Origin of the sequence: Streptomyces brevispora (assembly GCF_007829885.1) — a bacterium.
Classification (GTDB): Bacteria; Actinomycetota; Actinomycetes; order Streptomycetales; family Streptomycetaceae; genus Streptomyces; species Streptomyces brevispora.
In genome coordinates this window covers 2,761,625-2,781,451 of sequence record NZ_VIWW01000001.1, presented here as the reverse complement: position 1 = coordinate 2,781,451, position 19,827 = coordinate 2,761,625, and the positions used below count along the sequence as shown (strand labels likewise).

The 19,827-nt window shown below is 71.2% G+C and carries 18 protein-coding genes; 12 read left to right on the top strand and 6 right to left on the bottom strand.

The annotated features are described in order from the left end of the window. The first annotated feature begins 133 nt into the window (after positions 1-133). Positions 134-1,369: a cytochrome P450 gene (locus FHX80_RS12795; RefSeq protein WP_145764307.1), complete on the top strand. Its 1,236-nt coding sequence runs from the start codon at positions 134-136 to the stop codon at positions 1,367-1,369. Between the two features lie 45 nt (positions 1,370-1,414). On the opposite strand, the gene FHX80_RS12790 is transcribed toward FHX80_RS12795, so the two are convergent. The 3 genes from FHX80_RS12790 to FHX80_RS12780 are packed head-to-tail and all read right to left on the bottom strand — an operon-like array spanning position 1,415 to position 4,335. Continuing rightward, positions 1,415-1,744, bottom strand: a complete 330-nt coding sequence (locus FHX80_RS12790; RefSeq protein ID WP_145764306.1) for a hypothetical protein — start codon at positions 1,742-1,744, stop codon at positions 1,415-1,417. A gap of 48 nt (positions 1,745-1,792) precedes the next feature. After that, the gene (locus tag FHX80_RS12785) at positions 1,793-3,424 is read right to left on the bottom strand and encodes an ABC transporter permease (protein WP_145764305.1); all 1,632 of its coding nucleotides are present in this window, start codon (positions 3,422-3,424) and stop codon (positions 1,793-1,795) included. Further along, a complete protein-coding gene (locus FHX80_RS12780; protein WP_145764304.1) occupies positions 3,421-4,335 on the bottom strand; it encodes an ABC transporter ATP-binding protein in 915 nt (304 codons plus the stop codon). The genes FHX80_RS12785 and FHX80_RS12780 overlap by 4 nt, the downstream gene beginning before the upstream one ends. A 101-nt stretch (positions 4,336-4,436) precedes the next feature. Here FHX80_RS12780 and FHX80_RS12775 point away from each other — a divergent pair, with 101 nt between their 5' ends. After that, a complete protein-coding gene (locus FHX80_RS12775) occupies positions 4,437-5,060 on the top strand; it encodes a GbsR/MarR family transcriptional regulator (protein WP_145764303.1) in 624 nt (207 codons plus the stop codon). A 97-nt stretch (positions 5,061-5,157) separates the two neighbouring features. Here the strand turns inward: FHX80_RS12775 and FHX80_RS12770 are convergent, their stop codons facing one another. Beyond that, entirely contained in the window at positions 5,158-6,018 is an 861-nt protein-coding gene (locus FHX80_RS12770) for a diacylglycerol kinase family protein (RefSeq protein ID WP_145764302.1), read from the bottom strand. Positions 6,019-6,204: 186 nt separating this feature from the next. Here FHX80_RS12770 and FHX80_RS12765 point away from each other — a divergent pair, with 186 nt between their 5' ends. The 6 genes from FHX80_RS12765 (at position 6,205) to dnaN (ending at position 12,310) form a co-directional block, all read left to right on the top strand. Then, positions 6,205-7,488 (top strand): adenylosuccinate synthase, encoded by a 1,284-nt coding sequence (locus FHX80_RS12765; RefSeq protein ID WP_145764301.1) that lies wholly within the window; start codon positions 6,205-6,207, stop codon positions 7,486-7,488. A 226-nt stretch (positions 7,489-7,714) separates the two neighbouring features. Next, a complete protein-coding gene (locus tag FHX80_RS12760; RefSeq protein WP_341874017.1) occupies positions 7,715-7,975 on the top strand; it encodes a helix-turn-helix domain-containing protein in 261 nt (86 codons plus the stop codon). 188 nt (positions 7,976-8,163) lie between these two features. Then, positions 8,164-8,724 (top strand): RICIN domain-containing protein, encoded by a 561-nt coding sequence (locus tag FHX80_RS12755; RefSeq protein ID WP_145764300.1) that lies wholly within the window; start codon positions 8,164-8,166, stop codon positions 8,722-8,724. Continuing rightward, a complete protein-coding gene (locus tag FHX80_RS12750; protein WP_425281702.1) occupies positions 8,703-9,404 on the top strand; it encodes a chitinase in 702 nt (233 codons plus the stop codon). The genes FHX80_RS12755 and FHX80_RS12750 overlap by 22 nt, the downstream gene beginning before the upstream one ends. 326 nt (positions 9,405-9,730) lie before the next feature. Then, positions 9,731-10,624, top strand: coding sequence for a glycoside hydrolase family 19 protein (locus FHX80_RS12745; protein WP_145764298.1), 894 nt, complete (start codon positions 9,731-9,733; stop codon positions 10,622-10,624). A gap of 546 nt (positions 10,625-11,170) precedes the next feature. Next, entirely contained in the window at positions 11,171-12,310 is a 1,140-nt protein-coding gene (gene dnaN, locus FHX80_RS12735; RefSeq protein WP_145767262.1) for a DNA polymerase III subunit beta, read from the top strand. 189 nt (positions 12,311-12,499) lie between these two features. Here the strand turns inward: dnaN and FHX80_RS12730 are convergent, their stop codons facing one another. Next, complete coding sequence (locus FHX80_RS12730) at positions 12,500-14,659, bottom strand: serine/threonine-protein kinase (RefSeq protein ID WP_145764296.1); 2,160 nt, start codon at positions 14,657-14,659, stop codon at positions 12,500-12,502. A 288-nt stretch (positions 14,660-14,947) separates the two neighbouring features. Here FHX80_RS12730 and FHX80_RS12725 point away from each other — a divergent pair, with 288 nt between their 5' ends. From FHX80_RS12725 to FHX80_RS12710, 4 genes are all read left to right on the top strand, one after another. After that, positions 14,948-15,415, top strand: coding sequence for an NUDIX hydrolase (locus FHX80_RS12725; RefSeq protein WP_167523517.1), 468 nt, complete (start codon positions 14,948-14,950; stop codon positions 15,413-15,415). Between the two features lie 105 nt (positions 15,416-15,520). Then, complete coding sequence (locus FHX80_RS12720; RefSeq protein WP_145764294.1) at positions 15,521-16,876, top strand: aspartate aminotransferase family protein; 1,356 nt, start codon at positions 15,521-15,523, stop codon at positions 16,874-16,876. A gap of 90 nt (positions 16,877-16,966) precedes the next feature. Further along, positions 16,967-17,734 carry a GntR family transcriptional regulator gene (locus FHX80_RS12715; protein ID WP_145764293.1) on the top strand — a complete coding sequence of 256 codons (768 nt, stop codon included), beginning with the start codon at positions 16,967-16,969 and terminating at the stop codon, positions 17,732-17,734. Between the two features lie 152 nt (positions 17,735-17,886). Next, complete coding sequence (locus tag FHX80_RS12710) at positions 17,887-18,537, top strand: hypothetical protein (RefSeq protein ID WP_145764292.1); 651 nt, start codon at positions 17,887-17,889, stop codon at positions 18,535-18,537. Positions 18,538-18,691: 154 nt separating this feature from the next. Here the strand turns inward: FHX80_RS12710 and FHX80_RS12705 are convergent, their stop codons facing one another. Further along, complete coding sequence (locus tag FHX80_RS12705; RefSeq protein ID WP_145767261.1) at positions 18,692-19,465, bottom strand: SLATT domain-containing protein; 774 nt, start codon at positions 19,463-19,465, stop codon at positions 18,692-18,694. Between the last annotated feature and the right edge of the window lie 362 nt (positions 19,466-19,827).

Genomic DNA, 19,827 nt, shown 5'->3' with positions numbered 1-19,827 from the left:
GGCGGGGAGGGACGCGGCGGGGCAGGGCAGGGCGGGAAGGTGCGGTCGGTCCGGTCACGTCTTCCTGTCCTGTGGTCGGGCGCGGGGCTGGAGGGGGTTGGCCCGGTGGCGGGTGGCCGGTTAGCGTCGGTTCATGGAACAGCCCTCGCGTGCCGCCTCCGGATCCTCCGCCCCCTTCGACCCGTGGTCAGCGGCGTTCGTCGCCGATCCGTACCCCGCCTATGCCGAGCTGCGTGCCACCGGCCGGGCGCACTACTTCGAGCCAACCGACCAGTGGCTCATCCCGCACCACGCCGATGTGTCCGCGCTGCTGCGTGACCGGCGGCTGGGGCGGACGTATCTGCACCGCTTCACGCACGAGGAGTTCGGGCGCACCGCTCCGCCCGCCGAGCACGAGCCGTTCGAGACGCTGAACGGGCAGGGGATGCTGGACCTGGAGGCGCCGGACCACACGCGGATCCGGCGGCTGGTGTCCAAGGCGTTCACCCCGCGTACCGTCGAGCAGCTCGCGCCGACCGTGCGGCGGCTGGCGGCTGGGCTCGTCGACGACTTCGTCGCGCAGGGCGGCGGCGATCTGCTCACGGCGGTCGCCGAGCCGCTGCCCGTCGCCGTGATCGCCGAGATGCTCGGCATCCCGGAGTCCGACCGTGCGCCGCTGCGGCCCTGGTCGGCGGCGATCTGCGGGATGTTCGAGCTGAACCCGTCGGAGGAGACCGCCCGCGCGGCGGTCCGCGCCTCGCTCGACTTCTCCGCGTATCTGCGCGGGCTGATCGCCGAGCGGCGGGGGAACCCGGGCACGGATCTGATCTCCGCGCTCATCGCCGCCCACGACGAGGGCGAGCGGCTGACCGAACAGGAGATGGTCTCCACCTGTGTGCTGCTCCTGAACGCGGGACACGAGGCGACCGTCAACACCACGGTGAACGGCTGGTGGACGCTGCTGCGCCACCCCGAGCAGCTGGCCGCGCTGCGGGCCGACCACGGGCTGCTGCCGTCCGCCGTGGAGGAGCTGATGCGGTACGACACCCCGCTCCAGATGTTCGAGCGCTGGGTCCTGGACGACATCGAGATCGGCGGCACGGTCATTCCGCGCGGTTCCGAGGTGGCCCTGCTCTTCGGCTCGGCCAACCGCGACCCGGCCCGCTTCCCCGACCCGGACACGCTGGACCTCTCCCGGCAGGAGAACCCGCACATCACCTTCGGCGCGGGCATTCACTTCTGTCTGGGTGCCCCGCTGGCCCGGGTGGAACTGATCTCCTCCTTCGGGGAGTTGCTGCGGCGGGCGCCCGGCATGCGGCTGGTCGCGGAGCCGGAGTGGAACCCCGGGTACGTGATCCGGGGAGTGAAGGAGCTGCGCGTCGAGCTGTGACGGGCCGGGGCCCCGGTGACGGCTGCTGCGGGCCGGTGACTGCTCTCAGCAGACCGACCCACAGGGCGGCGGAGGTCCGTCGAGCACCTGGAACGTCACCCCGACGACGGCCAGGGCCGCGAGGATCGCCCCGAAGCCGAGGGCCCGTCGCCACATCCCACGTACGAGGCACATGGCGCCCAGCGCGGCCGCGATGCCGCCGAAGGTCATGACCGGCAGGCCGTGCCAGACCACGTCCCACTCGGAGTGGCCCTCCAGGCTGCTGAAGAGGCCGCGCCGGGCGTAGGGCGCCCAGACGAGCATTCCGGCGGCCGCCCCGGCCGCGGCCACGGCGTATCCGGCAATTCCGGTCAGGGCTTCGCGTCGATCGTTCATACCCGGGGTGACGCCCACCGGCCGCCCACGGGTTGCAGGCCGTCCCGCTCAGTTCAGCACGTCACGCCTCCGCAGCGACGAGAGACCGCCGGCCACCAGCGCCACCGCGAGCACGGTGAGCAGCGCCACCGGTCCCCACTCCATCCCCGCCCCCGGCAGCTTCGGCAGGTGCGTGAACGGCGACAGGTTCATCACCGGCTGCGGCAGATTCAGGGCGGGACCGATCCAGCCCAGTGCCAGACAGAGCCCCACGAGGCCCCAGGCCGCCGCGGCGGCCTTCGGCAGCGCCCCGTACAGCAGGACCGTCACCCCGCCGAGCAGCCAGATGGCGGGCAGTTGTATCAGGGAGGCGCCGAGCACGGCAGGCAGCTCGTGCCCGTACCCCGCGGCGAGGCCGAGACCGCCGGCCACCATGATCAGGGCCGCGCCGCCGAAGGCGATGAGCAGATGGCCGGCCGCCCAGCCGATCCGGCCTACCCCGCCCGCCAGCACCGGTTCGGCCCGCCCGGCGGTTTCCTCGCCGTGCAGCCGCAGGACCGAGGAGACGATGTACAGCGCCGCCACCGTGCCGAGCACGGAGACCATCGAGGCGAGGAACGCATCGGTCAGACCAGCCTGTCCGCCCATTCGCTCGAAGATCTCCTTGGTCTTCTCGTTGTCCCCCACGAGGTCGGCCGCTCCGCCGGTCAGCCCGCCGAAGACGACACCGACCGCGGCGAAGGACACCGTCCACCCCAGCAGCGCACCGCGCTGGAGCCGCACGGCGAGCCCGAACGCGGTGGAGATCCGGCCCCGGGCGGGCCCCGGCCGCGTCGCCAGGAAGCTCATGCCGACATCGCGCCGCGCGGTCAGCGCGTACGCGACGGCGCACTGCACCACCACGGCCCCGACGATCACCAGGAGCACCCACCACCGCTCGGACGCGTACGGCCGGACGTTCTCCGCCCAGCCGATGGGGGAGAGCCAGGTGAACACGGACGAGCCGTCGTCCGTCGCGGAGTCGCCCGCCGCCTTCAGGACGAACGCGGCGCCGACCACCGCGGCCGACAGCCCCTTCGCGAGCCGGGCGCTCTCGGTGAACTGCGCGGCGATCGCCGCGGTGCAGGCGAACAGCACACCGACCCCGGCGACGGCCAGCGCGATCGCCACCGCGCCGGCGCCGCCCGCCCCCGACCCGGCCATCCCGGCGATGATCACCAGGGCCAGCGCGGCGTTGGCGATCGCGGCGGCGAGCAACGCGGCGGTCAGGGGGGCTCTGCGCCCCACCATGGCCGAGGAGAGCATCTCCTGACGGCCGGTCTCCTCTTCCTCCCGGGTGTGCCGCACGACGACGACCAGGCTCATCACCGCGGCCAGCGCGGCACCGAAGGCGATCATGCGCCAGCTGACGAGCCCGCCCACGGAGTCGTTGAACACTGGCCCGTACATCGCCCGCAGGGAGCTGTTGCCGTTCATCGAGGCAGCGAGATCGGCGCGCTGGGCGGCCGTCCCGTAGAGCGAGGAGATGGACTTCCCGACGGAGGAGAACGAGCCGCCGAGCACGAGCACCCAGAGCGGCATGATGATCCGGTCGCGCCGCAGGGCGAGCCTCAGCAGGGCCCAGGTCCCCGTGAGCTGCCCGGTCCCGGTCCCGGCCCGGCGTCCGGTTCCGGCCGGTGCGGTCATGGTCACGGCAGTCATCGCGCCGCCACCTCCGCCACCGGGGCGGCGTCCGCCGTGTAGTGCCGCAGGAAGAGCTCCTCCAGCGTGGGCGGTGTGCTGGTCAGCGAGCGGACCCCGGACGCCGAGAGCGATTTGAGGACGGCGTCCAGCTTGTCCGTGTCGACCTGGAGCGTGACCTGGTGTCCCTGGATGTCGAGGTCGTGCACCCCGGGCAGCCCCGCGAGCCCGTTGGGCTCGGCGGCCAGCTCGGCGCTGATGTTCGTACGGGTCAGATGGCGCATGCCGGCCAGCGAGCCGGTCTCCACCGTCCGCCCCTGGCGGATGATGCTGACCCGGTCGCAGAGCGACTCGACCTCGCTGAGGATGTGGCTGGAGAGCAGGATCGTCCGCCCGCGGTCGCGCTCCTCGGCGACACAGCTCTGGAAGACCTCCTCCATCAACGGGTCCAGCCCGCTGGTCGGTTCGTCCAGGATCAGCAGGTCCACATCGGAGGCGAACGCGGCGACGAGGGCGACCTTCTGCCGGTTGCCCTTGGAGTACGTACGCCCCTTCTTGGTCGGGTCGAGCTCGAACCGCTCCACGAGGTCGGCGCGGCGCGCGGCGTCCAGGCCGCCGCGCAGCCGCCCGTACAGATCGATCACCTCGCCACCGGAGAGGTTGCGCCACAGCGTGACGTCACCGGGGACGTAGGCCACCCGCCGGTGCAGTTCCACCGCGTCGCGCCACGGGTCGCGGCCGAGCAGCTGGGCGGCGCCGGCGTCGGCCCGCAGCAGGCCCAGCAGGACCCGGATGGTGGTGGACTTCCCGGACCCGTTGGGCCCGAGGAAGCCGTGGACCTCACCTGACTCGACGGTCAGGTCGAGCCCGTCCAGTGCGTGCGTCCGGCCGAACGACTTGTGCAGTCCAGCCACGGTGATTGCCTTCGTCATGATTTTGAAGGTACGCTACTTTCACAAACTTGTGAAGTTAAGGAAGTGTATAAACTCAGATGAGTGACGGGGGCCGGGGACGCAGGGGAGACGATGGGCCGATGAGCAGCGAATCCGGAGAGAACGCACGGGATCGGCAGGGGGGTCGGCAGGTCACGGGCGATGCCTCTGCGAAGCGGGAGACGGACAGGGCGACCGGGAAGCGGGATACGGACGGGACGCCCGGGAAGCGGGACGCGGAGGCGGTCTCGCGCTTCGTCGAGCGGTTCGCGTCCGAGCTGACCGAGGCGGGGATGCAGCGGATGGCGTCCCGGGTCTTCGCCGCCCTGCTCGCCGACGACGACGCCTCGATGACCTCGGCCGAGCTCGCCCTGGCGCTGCAGATCAGCCCGGCCGCCGTGTCCGGCGCGGTGAATTACCTCACTCAGGTCAGCATGGTCGGCCGCGAACGCGAACCGGGCTCCCGCCGCGACCGCTACCGCCTGCACAACGAGATCTGGTACACCACCTTCACCAGCCGCGACCGGGTGCTAACCCGGTGGGAGCAGACCCTCAAGGACGGTGTCGGCGCCCTGGGCGAACACACTCCGGCGGGCGCCCGGCTGGCCGAGACGGCGGCGTTCTTCGAGTTCATGCAGGGCGAGCTGGCCGCCATGATGGACCGCTGGCGCGAACACCGGAAGACCCTCGACCTGTCGGCGGCCGACGGGCCCGCGAGCGCCTGACGACCCTGCGGCCGACGGGCCCACGGGCGCTGCAGCGGCCCGGCACCGCAGCGGCCCGGCGCCGCGTGGCCTGGCACCACGGGCCCGGCGCGGGGAGCTACCCCGTCGGCACCGGCAGCATCAGCCCCCACGCGCCCGCCCGCACCGTCCAGGTCCGTGTCCGGACCGGCCCGCCGACCTGTATGTCCGCGCGGTAGCGGAAGTCCGCCCCGGAGACCGTGACGGCCTTGACCTCCGTGGTGACCGGGGCGCCGTCCAGCGGGTGGATCGTCACCTCCGCGAGGCCGCCTCCGCCGCGCCCCGACGTCACCGTCACCGATTCGACCGGGCGGTCCAGATCGTTCAGCAGGACGCCGTCCGCCTCGATCCGCAGCCGGTGCGTGCGCAGCGGGGCGGGCAGCACCGAGGGCGCGGGGTGCACCAGGGTCCGGACCAGGGAGCGGCAGGTGTCCCAGACCGCCGTGACGCCCGAGTGGGAGGCCTCCGTGCCCGGTGCGGCGCCGCTCAGGGCCGGGATGCGCAGCGCGCCCAGGACCACGCCGTCGCTGTCGTCGACCAGCAGGTCCAGCCGTCGCACCGCGCCGTCGAGCGCGGTGCGGGCCGCCGCCACCGCACCCGTCGGCACACCGAGTGAATGGGAGAGTTCCAGCGCCGCCGCGGCGCCGACCGGGATCAGCGAGAGGGCGCTTCCGGCCGGTTCCCGCTCCCGGTGCAGCAGGGTCACCGCGCGCCTCAGCGCCCGGTCGTCCCCGACCACCACCGGCCGTCGGCCACCCCTGCGGGAGAGGGCCCGGGCGAATTCCTCGGGCCCGTCGGGGAGGCAGATCTTGGCGTGCGCACCGGCGCTCAACACGTCCTTCGCGATCCGGACGGACTCGCCGTCCGTGCGGCGGGCAACCGGATCGATCACCACCAGCAGATGGGGCGCACCGTTACCGGGGGGCTGGGCAGCCGACACCTCGGTCCTTCCTCGGGTAGCATCTTGGTGCAAGAGCCCCTTGCGCTATTGCGCCAGGGGCTTGGTCTATTCCGGGGCACCCGGTTCGACGGTTCAGGCTTTGTCGTACAACGACGTACGGCATGTACGGCGTTTACTTACGCCCCCTGACCTTGGACATGCCCCGCCCGGAAGGGGTGTACGCCTGTGCCCGCACTTGTGCTGCTCGGTGCTCAGTGGGGTGACGAGGGCAAGGGGAAGGCCACCGACCTCCTCGGTGGATCCGTGGACTATGTGGTGCGTTACCAAGGCGGCAACAATGCCGGCCACACGGTCGTCGTCGGCGACCAGAAGTACGCACTGCATCTCCTCCCCTCCGGAATCCTGTCACCGGGGTGTACCCCGGTCATCGGGAACGGTGTCGTGGTCGACCCGGCCGTCCTGCTCTCCGAGCTGAGTGGACTGAACGACCGCGGCGTGGACACGTCCAAGCTGCTGATCAGCGGTAACGCTCATTTGATCACCCCGTACAACGTCACGGTCGACAAGGTGACGGAACGGTTCCTCGGCAAGCGCAAGATCGGCACGACCGGGCGCGGTATCGGCCCGACGTACGCCGACAAGATCAACCGCGTAGGCATCCGCATCCAGGACCTCTACGACGAGTCGATCCTGGAGCAGAAGGTCGAGGCGGCCCTGGAGCAGAAGAACCAGCTCCTGGCCAAGGTCTTCAACCGGCGCGCGATCGAGGCCGGCAAGGTCGTCGAGGACATGCTCCAGTACGCGGAGCAGATCAAGCCCTTCGTCGCCGACACGACGCTGATCCTGAACAACGCCATCGACGCGGGCAAGGTCGTCCTCTTCGAGGGCGGTCAGGGCACGCTGCTCGACGTCGACCACGGTACGTATCCCTTCGTCACCTCGTCGAACCCGACCGCGGGCGGCGCCTGCACCGGTTCCGGCGTGGGCCCGACGAAGATCAGCCGGGTCATCGGCATCCTCAAGGCCTATACGACGCGCGTCGGCGCCGGTCCGTTCCCGACGGAGCTGCTCGACGAGGACGGCGAGGCGCTGCGCCGCATCGGTGGCGAGCGCGGTGTCACCACCGGCCGTGACCGCCGCTGCGGCTGGTTCGACGCCCCGATCGCGCGCTACGCGACCCGGGTCAACGGCCTGACCGACTTCTTCCTCACCAAGCTCGACGTCCTCACCGGCTGGGAGCAGATCCCGGTGTGCGTGGCGTACGAGATCGACGGCAAGCGCGTCGAGGAGCTCCCGTACAACCAGACCGACTTCCACCACGCGAAGCCGATCTACGAGATGCTGCCGGGCTGGTCCGAGGACATCACCAAGGCGAAGACCTTCGCCGACCTGCCGAAGAACGCGCAGGGTTACGTGAAGGCGCTGGAGGAGATGTCCGGCGCCCCGATCTCCGCGATCGGCGTCGGCCCCGGCCGGACCGAGACGATCGAGATCAACTCGTTCCTGTAGACACCGTGACGGCGGCCGACGGAGAGGACGCGTCGGCCGCCTTCGCGTACCCGCTCTCTGCGTGACGAGCAGGAGCTCAGGACGCGAGGCTGCGTCGATGTGCGTCGATGTGCGTCGATGTGCGTCGAGGTGCGTCGTCCCCGGCGACTCGGCCGGATGGTTTGACCAATGTGGCCATACGTCAGGCCCATGTCTGATCAACCGGATGGTGAGGGAGAGACGGCTCATGCCGGTCCGGAAACCGTCCACCGAGCGGCAGCGACGTCTCGGGGCCGAGCTGCGCAGGGTGCGCGAGCACGTCGGGATGACGATCGACGAGGCCGCCACGCTCCATCGGACCGACCGCACCACGGTCAGCAACACCGAGTCCGCTCGTTCCGGTGTCAGCGGCGACCGCGTGAGGGTGTGGGCGAGCAAGCAAGGGCGCGCTCGCCACGCGCCGAACGCCCTGACGGAAGGTCACTGCGGGCTCGGCGTGCGCCCGTGAGGGTCGAGTCAAACATCTGACGGCGGAGACACCGGTCGCAAACGCGGGCGTGCGGGGTCATTTCAGGCACTCCGGGTGCTTCGTGTGCCCTCTGTGCCCCAGCCCCTCGTCTAGCTACTGTCGGTAGTCAGGTGACTGCATAAAGAGACGATTCCGTTTCTGGTGCATCAGTAGAACCGGAGCAAAGTATGAAGCTTTACCAGAAGTGGGCTGCCGCCGCGGGTGCTCTCGCATGCACCGCCGCACTCGTGTCCAGCACGGCCGTTACGGCGGCTGCCGATGACGAGAGCCCCGCTCTCCGGTCCATCGTCGCCCAGCAGTTCACTCTCAGGCTCGCCAGTGACCCGGGTCAGGTCGCCAACGTCCGGGGAGCGGCCACGGACAACGGTGCCCCGGTCATCCAGTACCCCTGGTCCGGCACGACCAACGAGCGCTGGGACGCGGACGCGGCTCTGGGCGGCTACTACCGGTTCAAGGGCGTAGGCAGCGGCAAGTGCCTCAACGTCAACGGAGGCGGGAGCGCCAACGGTACCCAGATCATCCAGTACACCTGTGGAAGCGCCGACAACGAGCTGTGGAAGTTTGTGCCCAAGGGCATCGGCTACCAGATCGTCGCCAAGTCCAGCGGCAAGTGCCTCAACGTCGCCGGCGGTGTCGGTGTCGGGAACGATCTGATCCAGTACGTCTGCACCCCGCGTGGGGTGGCCAACGACGTCTGGCTGCCGGTCTGGGAACCCCTCACGATCTGAGTCCCGAGCCGGATGAGGGGAACGGGTCGGCCGGCGGCGGGGCCTGTGCGGGCGGGGTGTCCGACTTCGTCATCAGCGAGGCGGAGTTCGACCGGATCTTCCCGGACCGCGACTCCTGCTACACGTACCAGGGGCTGATCGACGCCCTGCACACCTACCCGCGCTTCGCGAACACCGGGACCGAGGCGATGCGGAGCCGGGAGGCGGCGGCGTTCCTGACGCACGCCGACTTCGAGTCGGTCGGCCTCCAGTACGTGAAGGAGATCAACGAGGCCAACTACTGGATCAAGTGCGACTACAGCCGGCCCTTCGGCTGCCCGGCCGGTCAGTCCGCGTACTACGGCCGCGGCCCGATCATGTTCAGCTGGAACTTCAACTACAAGGCCGCCGGTGACGCGCTCGGCCTCGACCTGCTGAACAACCCGTGGCTGGTCGAGCAGGACCCGTCGGTCGCCTGGCAGACCGCGCTCTGGTACTGGAACACCCAGAACGGCCCCGGCACCATGACCTCGCACGAGGCCATGGTCGGCGGCGCCGGGTTCGGCGAGACGATCCGCTCGCTCAACGGGGCGCTGGAGTGCGACGGCGGCAACCCCGCTTCGGTGCGGGCGCGGGTCGCCAAGTACGAGCGGATCACCGGCATCATCGATACGAATCCGGGTTCCGGGCTCACCTGCTGACGGTTCGACAGGCACGGTGCTACGGGATGCGCGGCTGACCGGCCGGACAGTATGGCGTCCCGCATGCCGGACGGGCCCGAAGGTTTTACCTTCGGGTCCGGTGCCGTTCCGGGCGCGGTCGTAAAGTGGCCGAGGCCGGGATCGGCCCTGTTGAGGCGCCTGCGGAGGGGCGGGGCGGTGTTGTGTCCCTGTGTCGGCGGCGCGTTGGGAGGGCTCCTCGCGTTGGTCTAGACCTTGACAGGTTCAGACCAGTAGCGCTTGAGTGTCGGCACCCCCCATGGCGGCGCACCGATGAGCTCGGTGCGCCGCGCCGAAGGAGTCTTCACATGATCAAACGCATCATGGGCGTACTCGCCGCGATCAGTGCGGTCGTCGCGACGCTGGTCATCCTCCCCGCCACCACCGCCTCCGCGGCCGACTGCGCGGCTGCCTGGAACTCCTCGTCCGTCTACACGGGTGGCGGCGCCGCCTCGTACAACGGGCACAACTGGACCGCCAAGTGGTGGACCCAGAACGAGACGCCGGGCCGCTCCGACGTCTGGGCCGACCAGGGCAGTTGCGGCGGCGGCGGTACGGACCCGGGCGGTCCCGGTTCGTCCGACGGCTTCGTCGTCAGCGAGGCACAGTTCAACCAGATGTTCCCGAGCCGGAGTTCCTTCTACACCTACAGCGGTCTCACCGCCGCGCTGAGCGCCTACCCGGGCTTCGCCAACACCGGCAGCGACACCGTGAAGAAGCAGGAGGCGGCCGCGTTCCTCGCCAACGTCAGCCATGAGACGGGCGGCCTGGTGTACGTGGTCGAGCAGAACACGGCCAACTACCCCCACTACTGCGACAGCAGCCAGCCCTACGGCTGCCCCGCGGGCCAGGCCTCGTACTACGGCCGCGGCCCGATCCAGCTCAGCTGGAACTTCAACTACAAGGCCGCCGGTGACGCGCTCGGCATCGACCTGCTGGGCAACCCCTACCTGGTCGAGCAGAACGCCGCCGTGGCCTGGAAGACCGGCCTCTGGTACTGGAACACCCAGAACGGCCCCGGCAGCATGACGGCCCACAACGCCATGGTGAACGGTGCCGGGTTCGGTCAGACGATCCGCTCGATCAACGGCTCCATCGAGTGCAACGGCGGCAACCCCGCCCAGGTCCAGAGCCGGATCGACAGGTACCAGGCCTTCGTGTCGATCCTCGGCACCACGCCCGGATCGAACCTGGGCTGCTGACCGGCTGAGCCCCCTGGACGGGGCTCCCGCGGACGGGGGGCGCGTCCGGCTTCACTGCCGGAGGCGCTCCCCGTCCGGCTGTACGCCGTCCGGGGACCCGGGCGACGCCGCGCAGGACGGTGCCGTCACCGCCGAGCAGTCCCGCCCAGCCGTCGGCACGGCCGGACACCCAGCGCAGCAGCTCCTGCGAGCCGCCGGAGCGGGCGAGTCCGTGCATCCGGATGACGTCGTCGGCCCGTCCGCGCGCGTGCACGTCTCCCCCGCTCCTCGCAGAAACCGGAGCGAAGCGTACCGGTCTGGTTGTGCGGACTGATACCTCTGAGCGGCCACACAGTGCGATCTGAATCTTTACCGGCTCCTACCCCGCGACCTAGAGTCCGAACGCGGTTGCGGGCCTCTCTGGGGAGACGCACGGGGGACGACGGCAGCGGCTCACGGGGGTGTCCGCCGGCGTCGGCCGCAACCGCCTTTTCGTCGCGTTGTCAGTGGTGACCCTTAGCGTCGGGACCAGAGATGGTCTTCGGCGTGCGAGGAGAGGTCACCACCATGGAGTTCCGGATCGAGCGCGGCGCCCTGGCCGACGCCGTCGCCTGGGCGGCCCGGGTGCTGCCCACCCGGTCACCCGTTCCCGTACTGGGCGGGCTGCTGCTGGAGGCTGCGGACGGGCAGTTGTGCATCTCCGGCCTCGACTACGAGGCGTCCGCCCGTATCGAGGTGGACGCCGAGACCGTACGGCCCGGCAAGGTGCTGGTCATGGGCCGCCGGCTGCTGGACGTCTGCAAGGTGCTGCCCGAGGGGGCGGTGGAGTGCGCGGTGGAGGGTTCCCGGTTCACGGTGACGGGCAGCGGCGCCGGATTCGGCCTCTCGGTGCTGCCCCTTGACGACTACCCCTCGCTGCCGCCGCTGCCGGAGGTCCTCGGGGCCGTGGACTGCCGGGAGTTCGCGGCGGCCGTCGCGGAGGTGACGGTGGCGGCGGGCCGGGACGACACCCTGCCGACGCTCACCGGGATCAGGCTGGGGCTGGACGGCGACCGGATGACGCTGGCGGCCACGGACCGGTACCGCTTCGCCGTCCGTACGCTCGGCTGGAAGCCCGCAGCGGCGGACGTGTCGGCCGATGTCGTCGTCTCGGCCCGCCGGCTCTCCGAGATCGCCCGCTCCTTCGGCCGCGCGGGCCTGGTCAGCCTCGCGCTGGACAGCGGGTCGGCGGGCTTCGAGCTGGCCGGGATGCGCACCACGGTCCGGCTCCTGGACGGCCGACTGCCACGCCACGACAAGCTGTTCGCGATGGCGGACCCGGTCACGGCGGTCACCGACCGCGAGCCCCTGGTCGAGGCGGTGAAACGGGTCTCGGTGGTGGCGGACAACGACAGCCCGCTCCAACTCGCCTTCCGCAGCGGCTCGGTGCTGCTCCAGGCCGGTTACGAGGACGACGTGGCGTCCCAGCGGCTGCCCGCCGGTCTGGTGGGCGCCGAGGAGATGGCGGTCGCCTTCAACCCCTCCTACCTGATGGACGCGCTGGCGTCGTTCGACGAGCCGGTCGTCCGTTTCCGGCTGATGGGCCCGGGGCAGCGCGCCATGGTCACCGGACACGACACCCACAGGGACGCGCTGGGCACGGCGGAAGGGTCCGGGCCGACGCCGCCGCACCAGCACCTGCTGATGTCGGTCAAACCCCTGGTCTAGGGCCTCGCGGCGCCGAACCGGGGAGGGGGCGGCGGCCGGGCTGTCGATGCCCGTCGTACAGCGCCTTGTTGCGGTTCAGGGTCAGCGAGGTGGCCGCACGGGAGACGGCGGGCCCGGGGCGGGGCTTGGGCCTTGGGTGGGGCCTGGACCTCGGGCGGGGCTTGGGCCTGGGGACGGGACCGAGTCGGTTCAGTCGGATTTCGTGTACGTGAGCTTCTCGCCGGTGTCCGTGTTCTCGCGGCTCAGGGTGCCGTCCGGGAGCAGGGTGAGAGTGGTCGGGCCGCCCGGTGTGCAGGACGACATGGGTTGGCCGAGCGTCACCGTGGAGGGGCTGACGCGGAGCGGCTCGTCGCCGGTGGCCTTGTCCGTCAGATCCGCCTGGAAGACGCAGCGGTAGGTGCCGCCGGTGTCGGTCGGGCCCTCCGCGGTGAGGCTGAGGACGGTGTCGCCGGGCCCGCCCTGCTGGATGACGAGTTCGCGGGTGGAGTGGCCGGAGGCGTTGTCGATACCGCTGGACCAGGTGCCCAGATAGGCCTCGGGGACGCCGTCCTGGTCGCCGTTCTTCCCGTCGTCGATGTTCTTCCCGTCGTCGGTGGGCGACGGGTCCTGCGGGCCCGTGGGGGAGGCCGAGTCGGAGGAGCCGTCCGACGGGGATGCGGTGGCCGAGCGGCTGGGGGACGGGTCGGGGGTGCCGCCGTCGCTCATCAGCGCGTAGACGGAGCCGCCCGCCCCTATGGCGACGAGGACTGCGATCGCGACGAGGGCGACGGTCGAGCCTGTTCTCCGGCGGGCGGGCTCGGGGAACTGGGTGCCGGTCGGATACGGCGGGCCGTACGGGGGTGTGGTGCCGAACCCGGGCTGCTGCGGATAGCCGTACGCGTAGCCCTGGTTGGGGTTCTGGTGCGGGCCGGGGTTCTGCTGTTGCGGGTAGCCGTAGCCCGGGGCCGGGGCCGGGCCAGCGGTCGGGTACGGGCCCGGGTACGGCTGGGCGGGCTGCTGCGGGTGTCCGTACCCGGGAGCGGTAGTTCCGGGCGGCGGCGGGCCGGCCGCCGGGGCGGCGGGTGGCTGGGTGCCGGGTTGCTGGGCGGCGGGTCGCTGGGTGCCGACCACGGTGGGGACGGCGTGGGCGCCGTCCGGTGCGGGGTGCCCCGGTGGCGTGGGCGGTTCGGCGGGGAGCGGGGGCGGGGTGCCCTGAGGGACCGCGTCCGCAGGGGTCTCGGGGGTCTCGGGGGCTTCGGGGGTGCCGGGGGCCTCCGGGACCTCGGCGGACGCAGGGTCCTGCGCGGACCTCGGGTCCTGCGGACGCTGAGGGTCCTGAAGGTCCTGCGTGGCCTGCGTGGCCTGCGTGGCCTGCGTGGCCTGTGCGGACTGCGGGCCCTGTGCGGCCTGTGCGGCCTGCGGGTCCCGTGGGTCCTGCGGGTCCTCCGAGTCGAGCAGTTCCACCGCGTGGCGGCCGAGTTGGGCGATGAGCGCCCCCGGAAGCCAGGGTTCCGACGTGTTGTCCTCGGCCAGCCGGTCCAGGATCTCGTCGGTCGTCGGCCGGGCCCCCGGGTCCTTGCGCAGGCAGTCCTGGATCAGCTCCACGAGATCCACCGGCACCCCCGTCAGGTCCGGGTCCTCCTGCGCGATCCGGAACAGCAGCGCGTGCACCCCACTGGCCGCCGCCCCGAACGGGAGCCGACCGGTCGACGCGTACGCCAGCACCGAGCCCAGACAGAACACGTCGCACGCCGTGGTCACGCGCTCGCCCCGCACCTGCTCGGGCGACATGAAGCCGGGCGAGCCGACCAGGGCGCCGGTGCGGGTGAGGCCGCCGTCGGTGACGGTGTCCAGGGCCCGGGCTATACCGAAGTCGATGACGCGCGGGCCGTCGATCGTCAGCAGGATGTTGGACGGCTTGAGGTCGCGGTGGATGAGCCCGGCGGCGTGGATGGCCCGCAGCGCGTGCGCGAGACCGCTGCCCAGGATGTGGACCGAGCGTTCGGGCAGCGGCCCGTACGCGCCGGGGGCAGGGCCGGACGAGGTGCTCGCGCGCCCCGAGACGGTGGCCTGGAGGGAGGGTCCGGCAACGTAACCGGTGGCGACCCAGGGCACATCGGCGTCGGTGTCGGCGTCCAGCACGGGGGCGGTCCAGGTGGAGCCGAGGCGGCGCGCGGCCATGACCTCCTGCCTGAACCGGTCGCGGAACATCTGCTGTTCGGCGAGTTCCGCGCGTACCAGCTTGATCGCGACCGTGCGTCCGCGGTCGGAGCGGGCCAGGTACACCTGACCCATCCCACCCGCACCGAGTCGGCCCAACAGGCGGTATCCGCCGATGCGTTGCGGTTCCACCGAGCCGAGCTTCTCCATGGTGTGCAGTCCTCCCCCGTACGACGACACGCCGGACGGGTCGAGAATAGCGGCGCGGTTGTGCGGTGACGCTGTGCGGTGGCGGGTCGGTGCCCGGGGCTTGTCCTCAAACGCCGGACGGGCCCGATCGTGCCGCGGGTGTACCGTCCCTGTACGGCTGCGTGATCGCCAATGCGCGTACGACAGAACCGAATTCGGCGATCTCGACGGTCGCATGCCCGCGCCGTCGAGACAGGTCGAGGGGAGACCGGCCGGATGTCCGGCGAGTCAAGAACGATCGTGTCCGCCATGGTCGAGCACGATGGATGCCTGCTGATGGTTCGCGAGCGCCTCCCGGGAGAGCCGGAGCAGTGGGTTCTTCCCGGTGGCGTGGTCGAGCCGGGCGAACTCGCGCACGACGCCCTCGTGCGCGAGGTCCACGAGGAGACCGGGCTGAGTGTGTCCGGGCCGACGAGCCTGGCCTGCGTCTCGCAGCACGTGGTCATCGACGACCCGGGCTGGGACGGCACCTGGACCGTCATGACCTTCCGTGCCGGGCAGCCGACGGGGACACTGGGCTCGCTCGATCCGGACGAGCTGGTGCTGGAAGCCGCCTGGGTTCCGATCGACGAGGCCCTGTCCCGCCTGGCCGCACACCCGTCGCGCCTGCGTCGGGAACCGCTCATCGCGTGCCTGACCGGCACGGCGCCGCCCGGCGCGCTGTGGCTGTGGCCCGACGGTCCGCAGGGCCCTCCGGTCGTCATCGCCGCGGCGTAGAGGTCCGCCCACGAGGCGCCGACCCGACACCCTGCCGAACCACGCGCCCCACTCCATACAAGGTGGCCATACCGGTCCGCGCCCGCCGCGTCCTACGCTCGCCCTATGACCCCTCACCCCGACGCCGCCGCCGGGGCAGCCGTGAAGGCCGCCGACCGCGCGCACGTGTTCCACTCCTGGTCCGCCCAGGGCCTGATCGACCCGCTCGCCGTCGCCGGCGCCGAGGGGGCGTACTTCTGGGACTACGACGGCAACCGCTACCTGGACTTCACCAGCGGTCTCGTCTACACCAACATCGGTTATCAGCACCCCACCGTCGTCGCCGCGATCCAGGAGCAGGCGGGGAAGATGACGACCTTCGCGCCCGCCTTCGCGATCGAGTCGCGCTCCGAGGCCGCACGCCTCATCGCCGAGCGCACCCCCGGCGACCTGGACAAGATCTTCTTCACCAACGGCGGCGCCGAGGCCGTCGAGAACGCCGTCCGGATGGCCCGGCTGCACACCGGCCGCACGAAGGTGCTCTCCGCCTACCGCTCCTACCACGGCGCCACCTCCACCGCGATCAACCTGACCGGTGACCCGCGCCGCTGGCCGTCCGACAACGGCTCGGCAGGCGTCGTCCGGTTCTGGGCCCCGTTCCTCTACCGCTCGCCGTTCCACGCCGAGACCGAGGCGGAGGAGTGCGCCCGCGCGCTCCAGCACCTGGAGGACACCCTCGCCTTCGAGGGCCCCGCGACCGTCGCCGCGATCATCCTGGAGACCATCCCGGGCACGGCCGGCATCATGACGCCGCCGCCCGGCTATCTCGCCGGTGTCCGCGAGATCTGCGACCGCTACGGCATCGTCTTCGTCCTCGACGAGGTGATGGCCGGATTCGGGCGCACCGGCAAGTGGTTCGCCGCCGACCACTTCGACGTGGTGCCGGACCTGATGACCTTCGCCAAGGGCGTCAACTCCGGTTACGTACCGCTCGGCGGCGTCGCCATCTCCGCCGAGATCGCCGCCACCTTCGACACCCGCCCCTACCCGGGCGGACTCACGTACTCCGGCCACCCGCTGGCCTGCGCGGCCGCCGTCGCCACCATCCACGTGATGGAGGACGAGAAGGTCATCGAGAACGCCACCCGCATCGGCGAGACGGTCCTCGGCCCCGGTCTGCGCGAGCTCGCCGAGAACCACCCGTCGGTCGGCGAGGTCCGCGGCCTCGGCGCGTTCTGGGCGCTGGAGCTGGTCCGCAACAAGGAGACCCGCGAGCCGCTGGTCCCGTACAACGCGACGGCCGAGGCCAACGCCCCGATGGCGGCCTTCGGGGCGGCGGCGAAGAAGAACGGCCTGTGGCCCTTCATCAACATGAACCGCACCCATGCCGTTCCGGCCTGCAACGTCACCGAGGCCGAGGCCAAGGAAGGCCTGGCGGCGCTGGACATCGCACTGTCGGTGGCCGACGAGCACACCGTTTAAGCACCCTCCGCGCACAGCGCCCCTCCCCTCACAGGCCGGAACGGCCCGATCGGTCTAAGGTGGCCGAAACCGAAACAGGGGAGGGGCGCCATGCCCGCGCGCGGAGCTGTCACCCGCAGTACGCTGCGCCAGCAGATCGCGGACGCGCTGCGTGACGAGGTGCTCGCGGGGCGTCTTCAGCCGGGGTGCGAGTTCACCGTCAAGCAGATCGCCGAGCAGTACGGCGTCTCCGCGACGCCCGTCCGGGAAGCGCTGTTCGATCTCTCCGCGCAGGGCCTGCTCGAATCCGATCAGCACCGCGGATTCCGGGTGCACCAGTTCACCGTCGCGGACTACCGGGCGATGGTCGAGGCCCGCACCCTGGTCATCGACGGGGTGATCCGGGACGTTTTCCGCGATCAGTCCCCGTCCCCGGAACGGCAGTCGAAGTACCGGGAGGCGCTCGTCTCCGTACACCGCCGGGCCGAGGAGGCCACCCGCGCGGCGCGCGGCGGTGACCTGGACATCCTCATCGGCTACGACCTGCGCTTCTGGCGCGAGTTGGGCGCGCTCACCGGGAACGCGTACATCAGCGACTTCCTGCACCGGCTGCGCGTCCAGGCCTGGATGTTCGCCGTGCCGTACCTGCGTGGCGACGTGGACGCACGGGACTGGCTCTGGAAGGGGCACGCCGACCTCGTCGCCGCTGTAGCGGACCGGGACCGCGAAGCGCTGCGTGTGGTGATCGACGAGTACTACTCCCACGCGAGGAGCTGGGCGGACCGGCTCGTGGCCAGAGGCCCGGCCCGCCCCGGCCCCGAGCCGCAGCCGCCCGCGGCGGACGAACTCGCGGGGCCGACGCATCCGGGAGCGGCCTGACCGCCGCCCGTCCGGAAGCCCGGCCGGTACGCGGCCGGAAGCCTGACCGGCGCGGGTCCCCGAAGCCGGTCATGGGGGACCACTGTCCGCGACGTGCCGGCCGCATTACGCTGTCCCGACCATCGCACGCACCTGTTGGAGAGCGAGACTTCGTGGCCTGTGACCTGTGGCTGGTCCCCCTCGTCGATGTGCTGTGCCACAGCCCCGACAACCCCTTCGCCGAAGAGATAGCCGTCTTCGACAAGGCGCTGGGCGAGGCAGGGCTGCCGCCCGTACCCGTCTACGCCTACATGCCCGGCCTGACCGGCGACGTGGCCCCGGTCGCGGGCTTCGACTACGACGCCCTGCACTTCCTGCGCCGCGCCTACCTGCTCCAGCTCAGCGGCCTCGCCGTCACACCCGTGGACGAACTGGGCGGGGACTACGAGCAGTTGCTGGAGATGTTCGAGTCGACGGCCCAGCAGTCGCACCTGGTGTGGCACTACGACCACGCGGGGGCGTACGTCCCGCTGGACTTCGCGGCACCGCTCTCCACCGACGACCTGCTCCAGGGCGGCGGCCCGCTCGGCTCCTCGCACGGGCTGCTGAGGGAGCTGGAGTTCGTCGCCGCGTCCATCGGCATCAACCCGGCCAACCCGCCGGCCGCCCCGCTCCCGCCCGCCGCGCCCACCACGCTGGAGGAACCGGCGGTCCCGTTCCTGTACGACGACAACCCGTTCGCCCGGGAACGCCACGTCTGGCTCGGCCTGCACGCGGCGGCCACCCGCAGCCTCGCCCAGGGCTCAATGATCATTTTCAGCTGACGGTCAAGCCGACGGGCGAGCTGACGGGCAAGCCGAGGACGAGCCGAGGGCAGACCGACGACGAGCCGACGGGCGAGCCGACGGACAAGGCGCCCGCCGGAACCCCGCGGTGATCACCGGCCACCGGTCACCGATCGCTACTGACCGTCACCGGTCATCGCGGGGACTCCGGCGGTCGCTGCCGCGGCATGTTCGGCCGGCCCATCGACTGCAACGGGAACCGTCCCGGCTGCGCGCCCTGGTCCGTACGCCCACCGCCCGTGCCGCCGGACACCAGCGCCTGCATCCCCATCGGCGCGGGGCCCGCCCGGAACTCCACCATCCAGTCCGCGGTCTCCGACCGTACGAGCTCCGTGACGTCCTCCGAGAACCGCCGCAGCACGCCGAGGCACCGCTCGGTCGCCTCGCTCGCCGTCCCCTCGGTCGGTCCGAGCACCTCGCGTACGCACTCCGAGGCCCAGTCGAACTGGAGCACCTGGAGCCGCCGCTGTACGGCCTGGGCCGTCGCGAGATTCCTTATCCAGCCCGACGTCAGGCCGAAGTACCGGTCGCACGCCATGCACGCGGCACCCATCAGCAGCGACAGATAGCCCCAGCCCGCCGTGCCGTGGAGCGCTCCCGTCAGGTCGAACAGCGGCAGCGCGGCGCCCGCGACGGCGCCGGCCGCGGTCCCCATCCGCAGCACCCTGGCCCCACGCCGCTTCCCCACCCGGTCGCCCAGATACCAGTCGGCGGTGCGCAGCGCGTCGGCCTCGACCCAGCGGTACAGCTCGTCGAGCCGCTGGGCGGGGTCGCCCCAGTCGCCGAGCGGGAAGGGCGTTCCGGTCAGATCCCGGCCCTGCGCGCCGGAGCCCGTACCGGAATGAGCGGCGGAACCGGCCGGACCGGGCACACCGGAATCGTTGCGGGGCAGCCCTTCGGGCTGCATCTCCGGCTGACTCACCGGGGTACTCCTCTGCATGGTGCATTGCGACGCGCGTGGTCCGCGTCCTCGACGATGGGCGGGATCTCTGCCCTCTGTTCCCTGGCACTCGTGGCGACCGGCAGTACCGCGTGCGTAACCTTGCGTGACGGTTGGTGCACGTGCGCGTACCGGGACGCATGCCCTTCCTACCGCCGAATGGTGGGCCGCGGGGTCGAAATCGCGGTATTCCCGGGTGCGCAGGGCCTGTGATCAGGTATAGGAGTCCCGCCATCGCTTACTCGATCTCACTCGAAAGAGTTGCTCGCCAGTGGGTGGGGCGCGCTGCCCGGGGACCACGTAGGCTCGGCTTACCGAAACATTTGTCG

Bases quoted from the DNA above. Each gene is read 5' to 3' on its own strand.
- FHX80_RS12795 (WP_145764307.1), top strand. From the start codon at position 134: ATGGAACAGCCCTCGCGTGCCGCCTCCGGATCCTCCGCCCCCTTCGAC.
- FHX80_RS12790 (WP_145764306.1), bottom strand. From the start codon at position 1,744: ATGAACGATCGACGCGAAGCCCTGACCGGAATTGCCGGATACGCCGTG.
- FHX80_RS12785 (WP_145764305.1), bottom strand. From the start codon at position 3,424: ATGACTGCCGTGACCATGACCGCACCGGCCGGAACCGGACGCCGGGCC.
- FHX80_RS12780 (WP_145764304.1), bottom strand. From the start codon at position 4,335: ATGACGAAGGCAATCACCGTGGCTGGACTGCACAAGTCGTTCGGCCGG.
- FHX80_RS12775 (WP_145764303.1), top strand. From the start codon at position 4,437: ATGAGCAGCGAATCCGGAGAGAACGCACGGGATCGGCAGGGGGGTCGG.
- FHX80_RS12760 (WP_341874017.1), top strand. From the start codon at position 7,715: ATGCCGGTCCGGAAACCGTCCACCGAGCGGCAGCGACGTCTCGGGGCC.
- FHX80_RS12755 (WP_145764300.1), top strand. From the start codon at position 8,164: ATGAAGCTTTACCAGAAGTGGGCTGCCGCCGCGGGTGCTCTCGCATGC.
- FHX80_RS12745 (WP_145764298.1), top strand. From the start codon at position 9,731: ATGATCAAACGCATCATGGGCGTACTCGCCGCGATCAGTGCGGTCGTC.
- dnaN (WP_145767262.1), top strand. From the start codon at position 11,171: ATGGAGTTCCGGATCGAGCGCGGCGCCCTGGCCGACGCCGTCGCCTGG.
- FHX80_RS12730 (WP_145764296.1), bottom strand. From the start codon at position 14,659: ATGGAGAAGCTCGGCTCGGTGGAACCGCAACGCATCGGCGGATACCGC.
- FHX80_RS12725 (WP_167523517.1), top strand. From the start codon at position 14,948: ATGGTCGAGCACGATGGATGCCTGCTGATGGTTCGCGAGCGCCTCCCG.
- FHX80_RS12720 (WP_145764294.1), top strand. From the start codon at position 15,521: ATGACCCCTCACCCCGACGCCGCCGCCGGGGCAGCCGTGAAGGCCGCC.
- FHX80_RS12715 (WP_145764293.1), top strand. From the start codon at position 16,967: ATGCCCGCGCGCGGAGCTGTCACCCGCAGTACGCTGCGCCAGCAGATC.
- FHX80_RS12705 (WP_145767261.1), bottom strand. From the start codon at position 19,465: ATGCAGCCCGAAGGGCTGCCCCGCAACGATTCCGGTGTGCCCGGTCCG.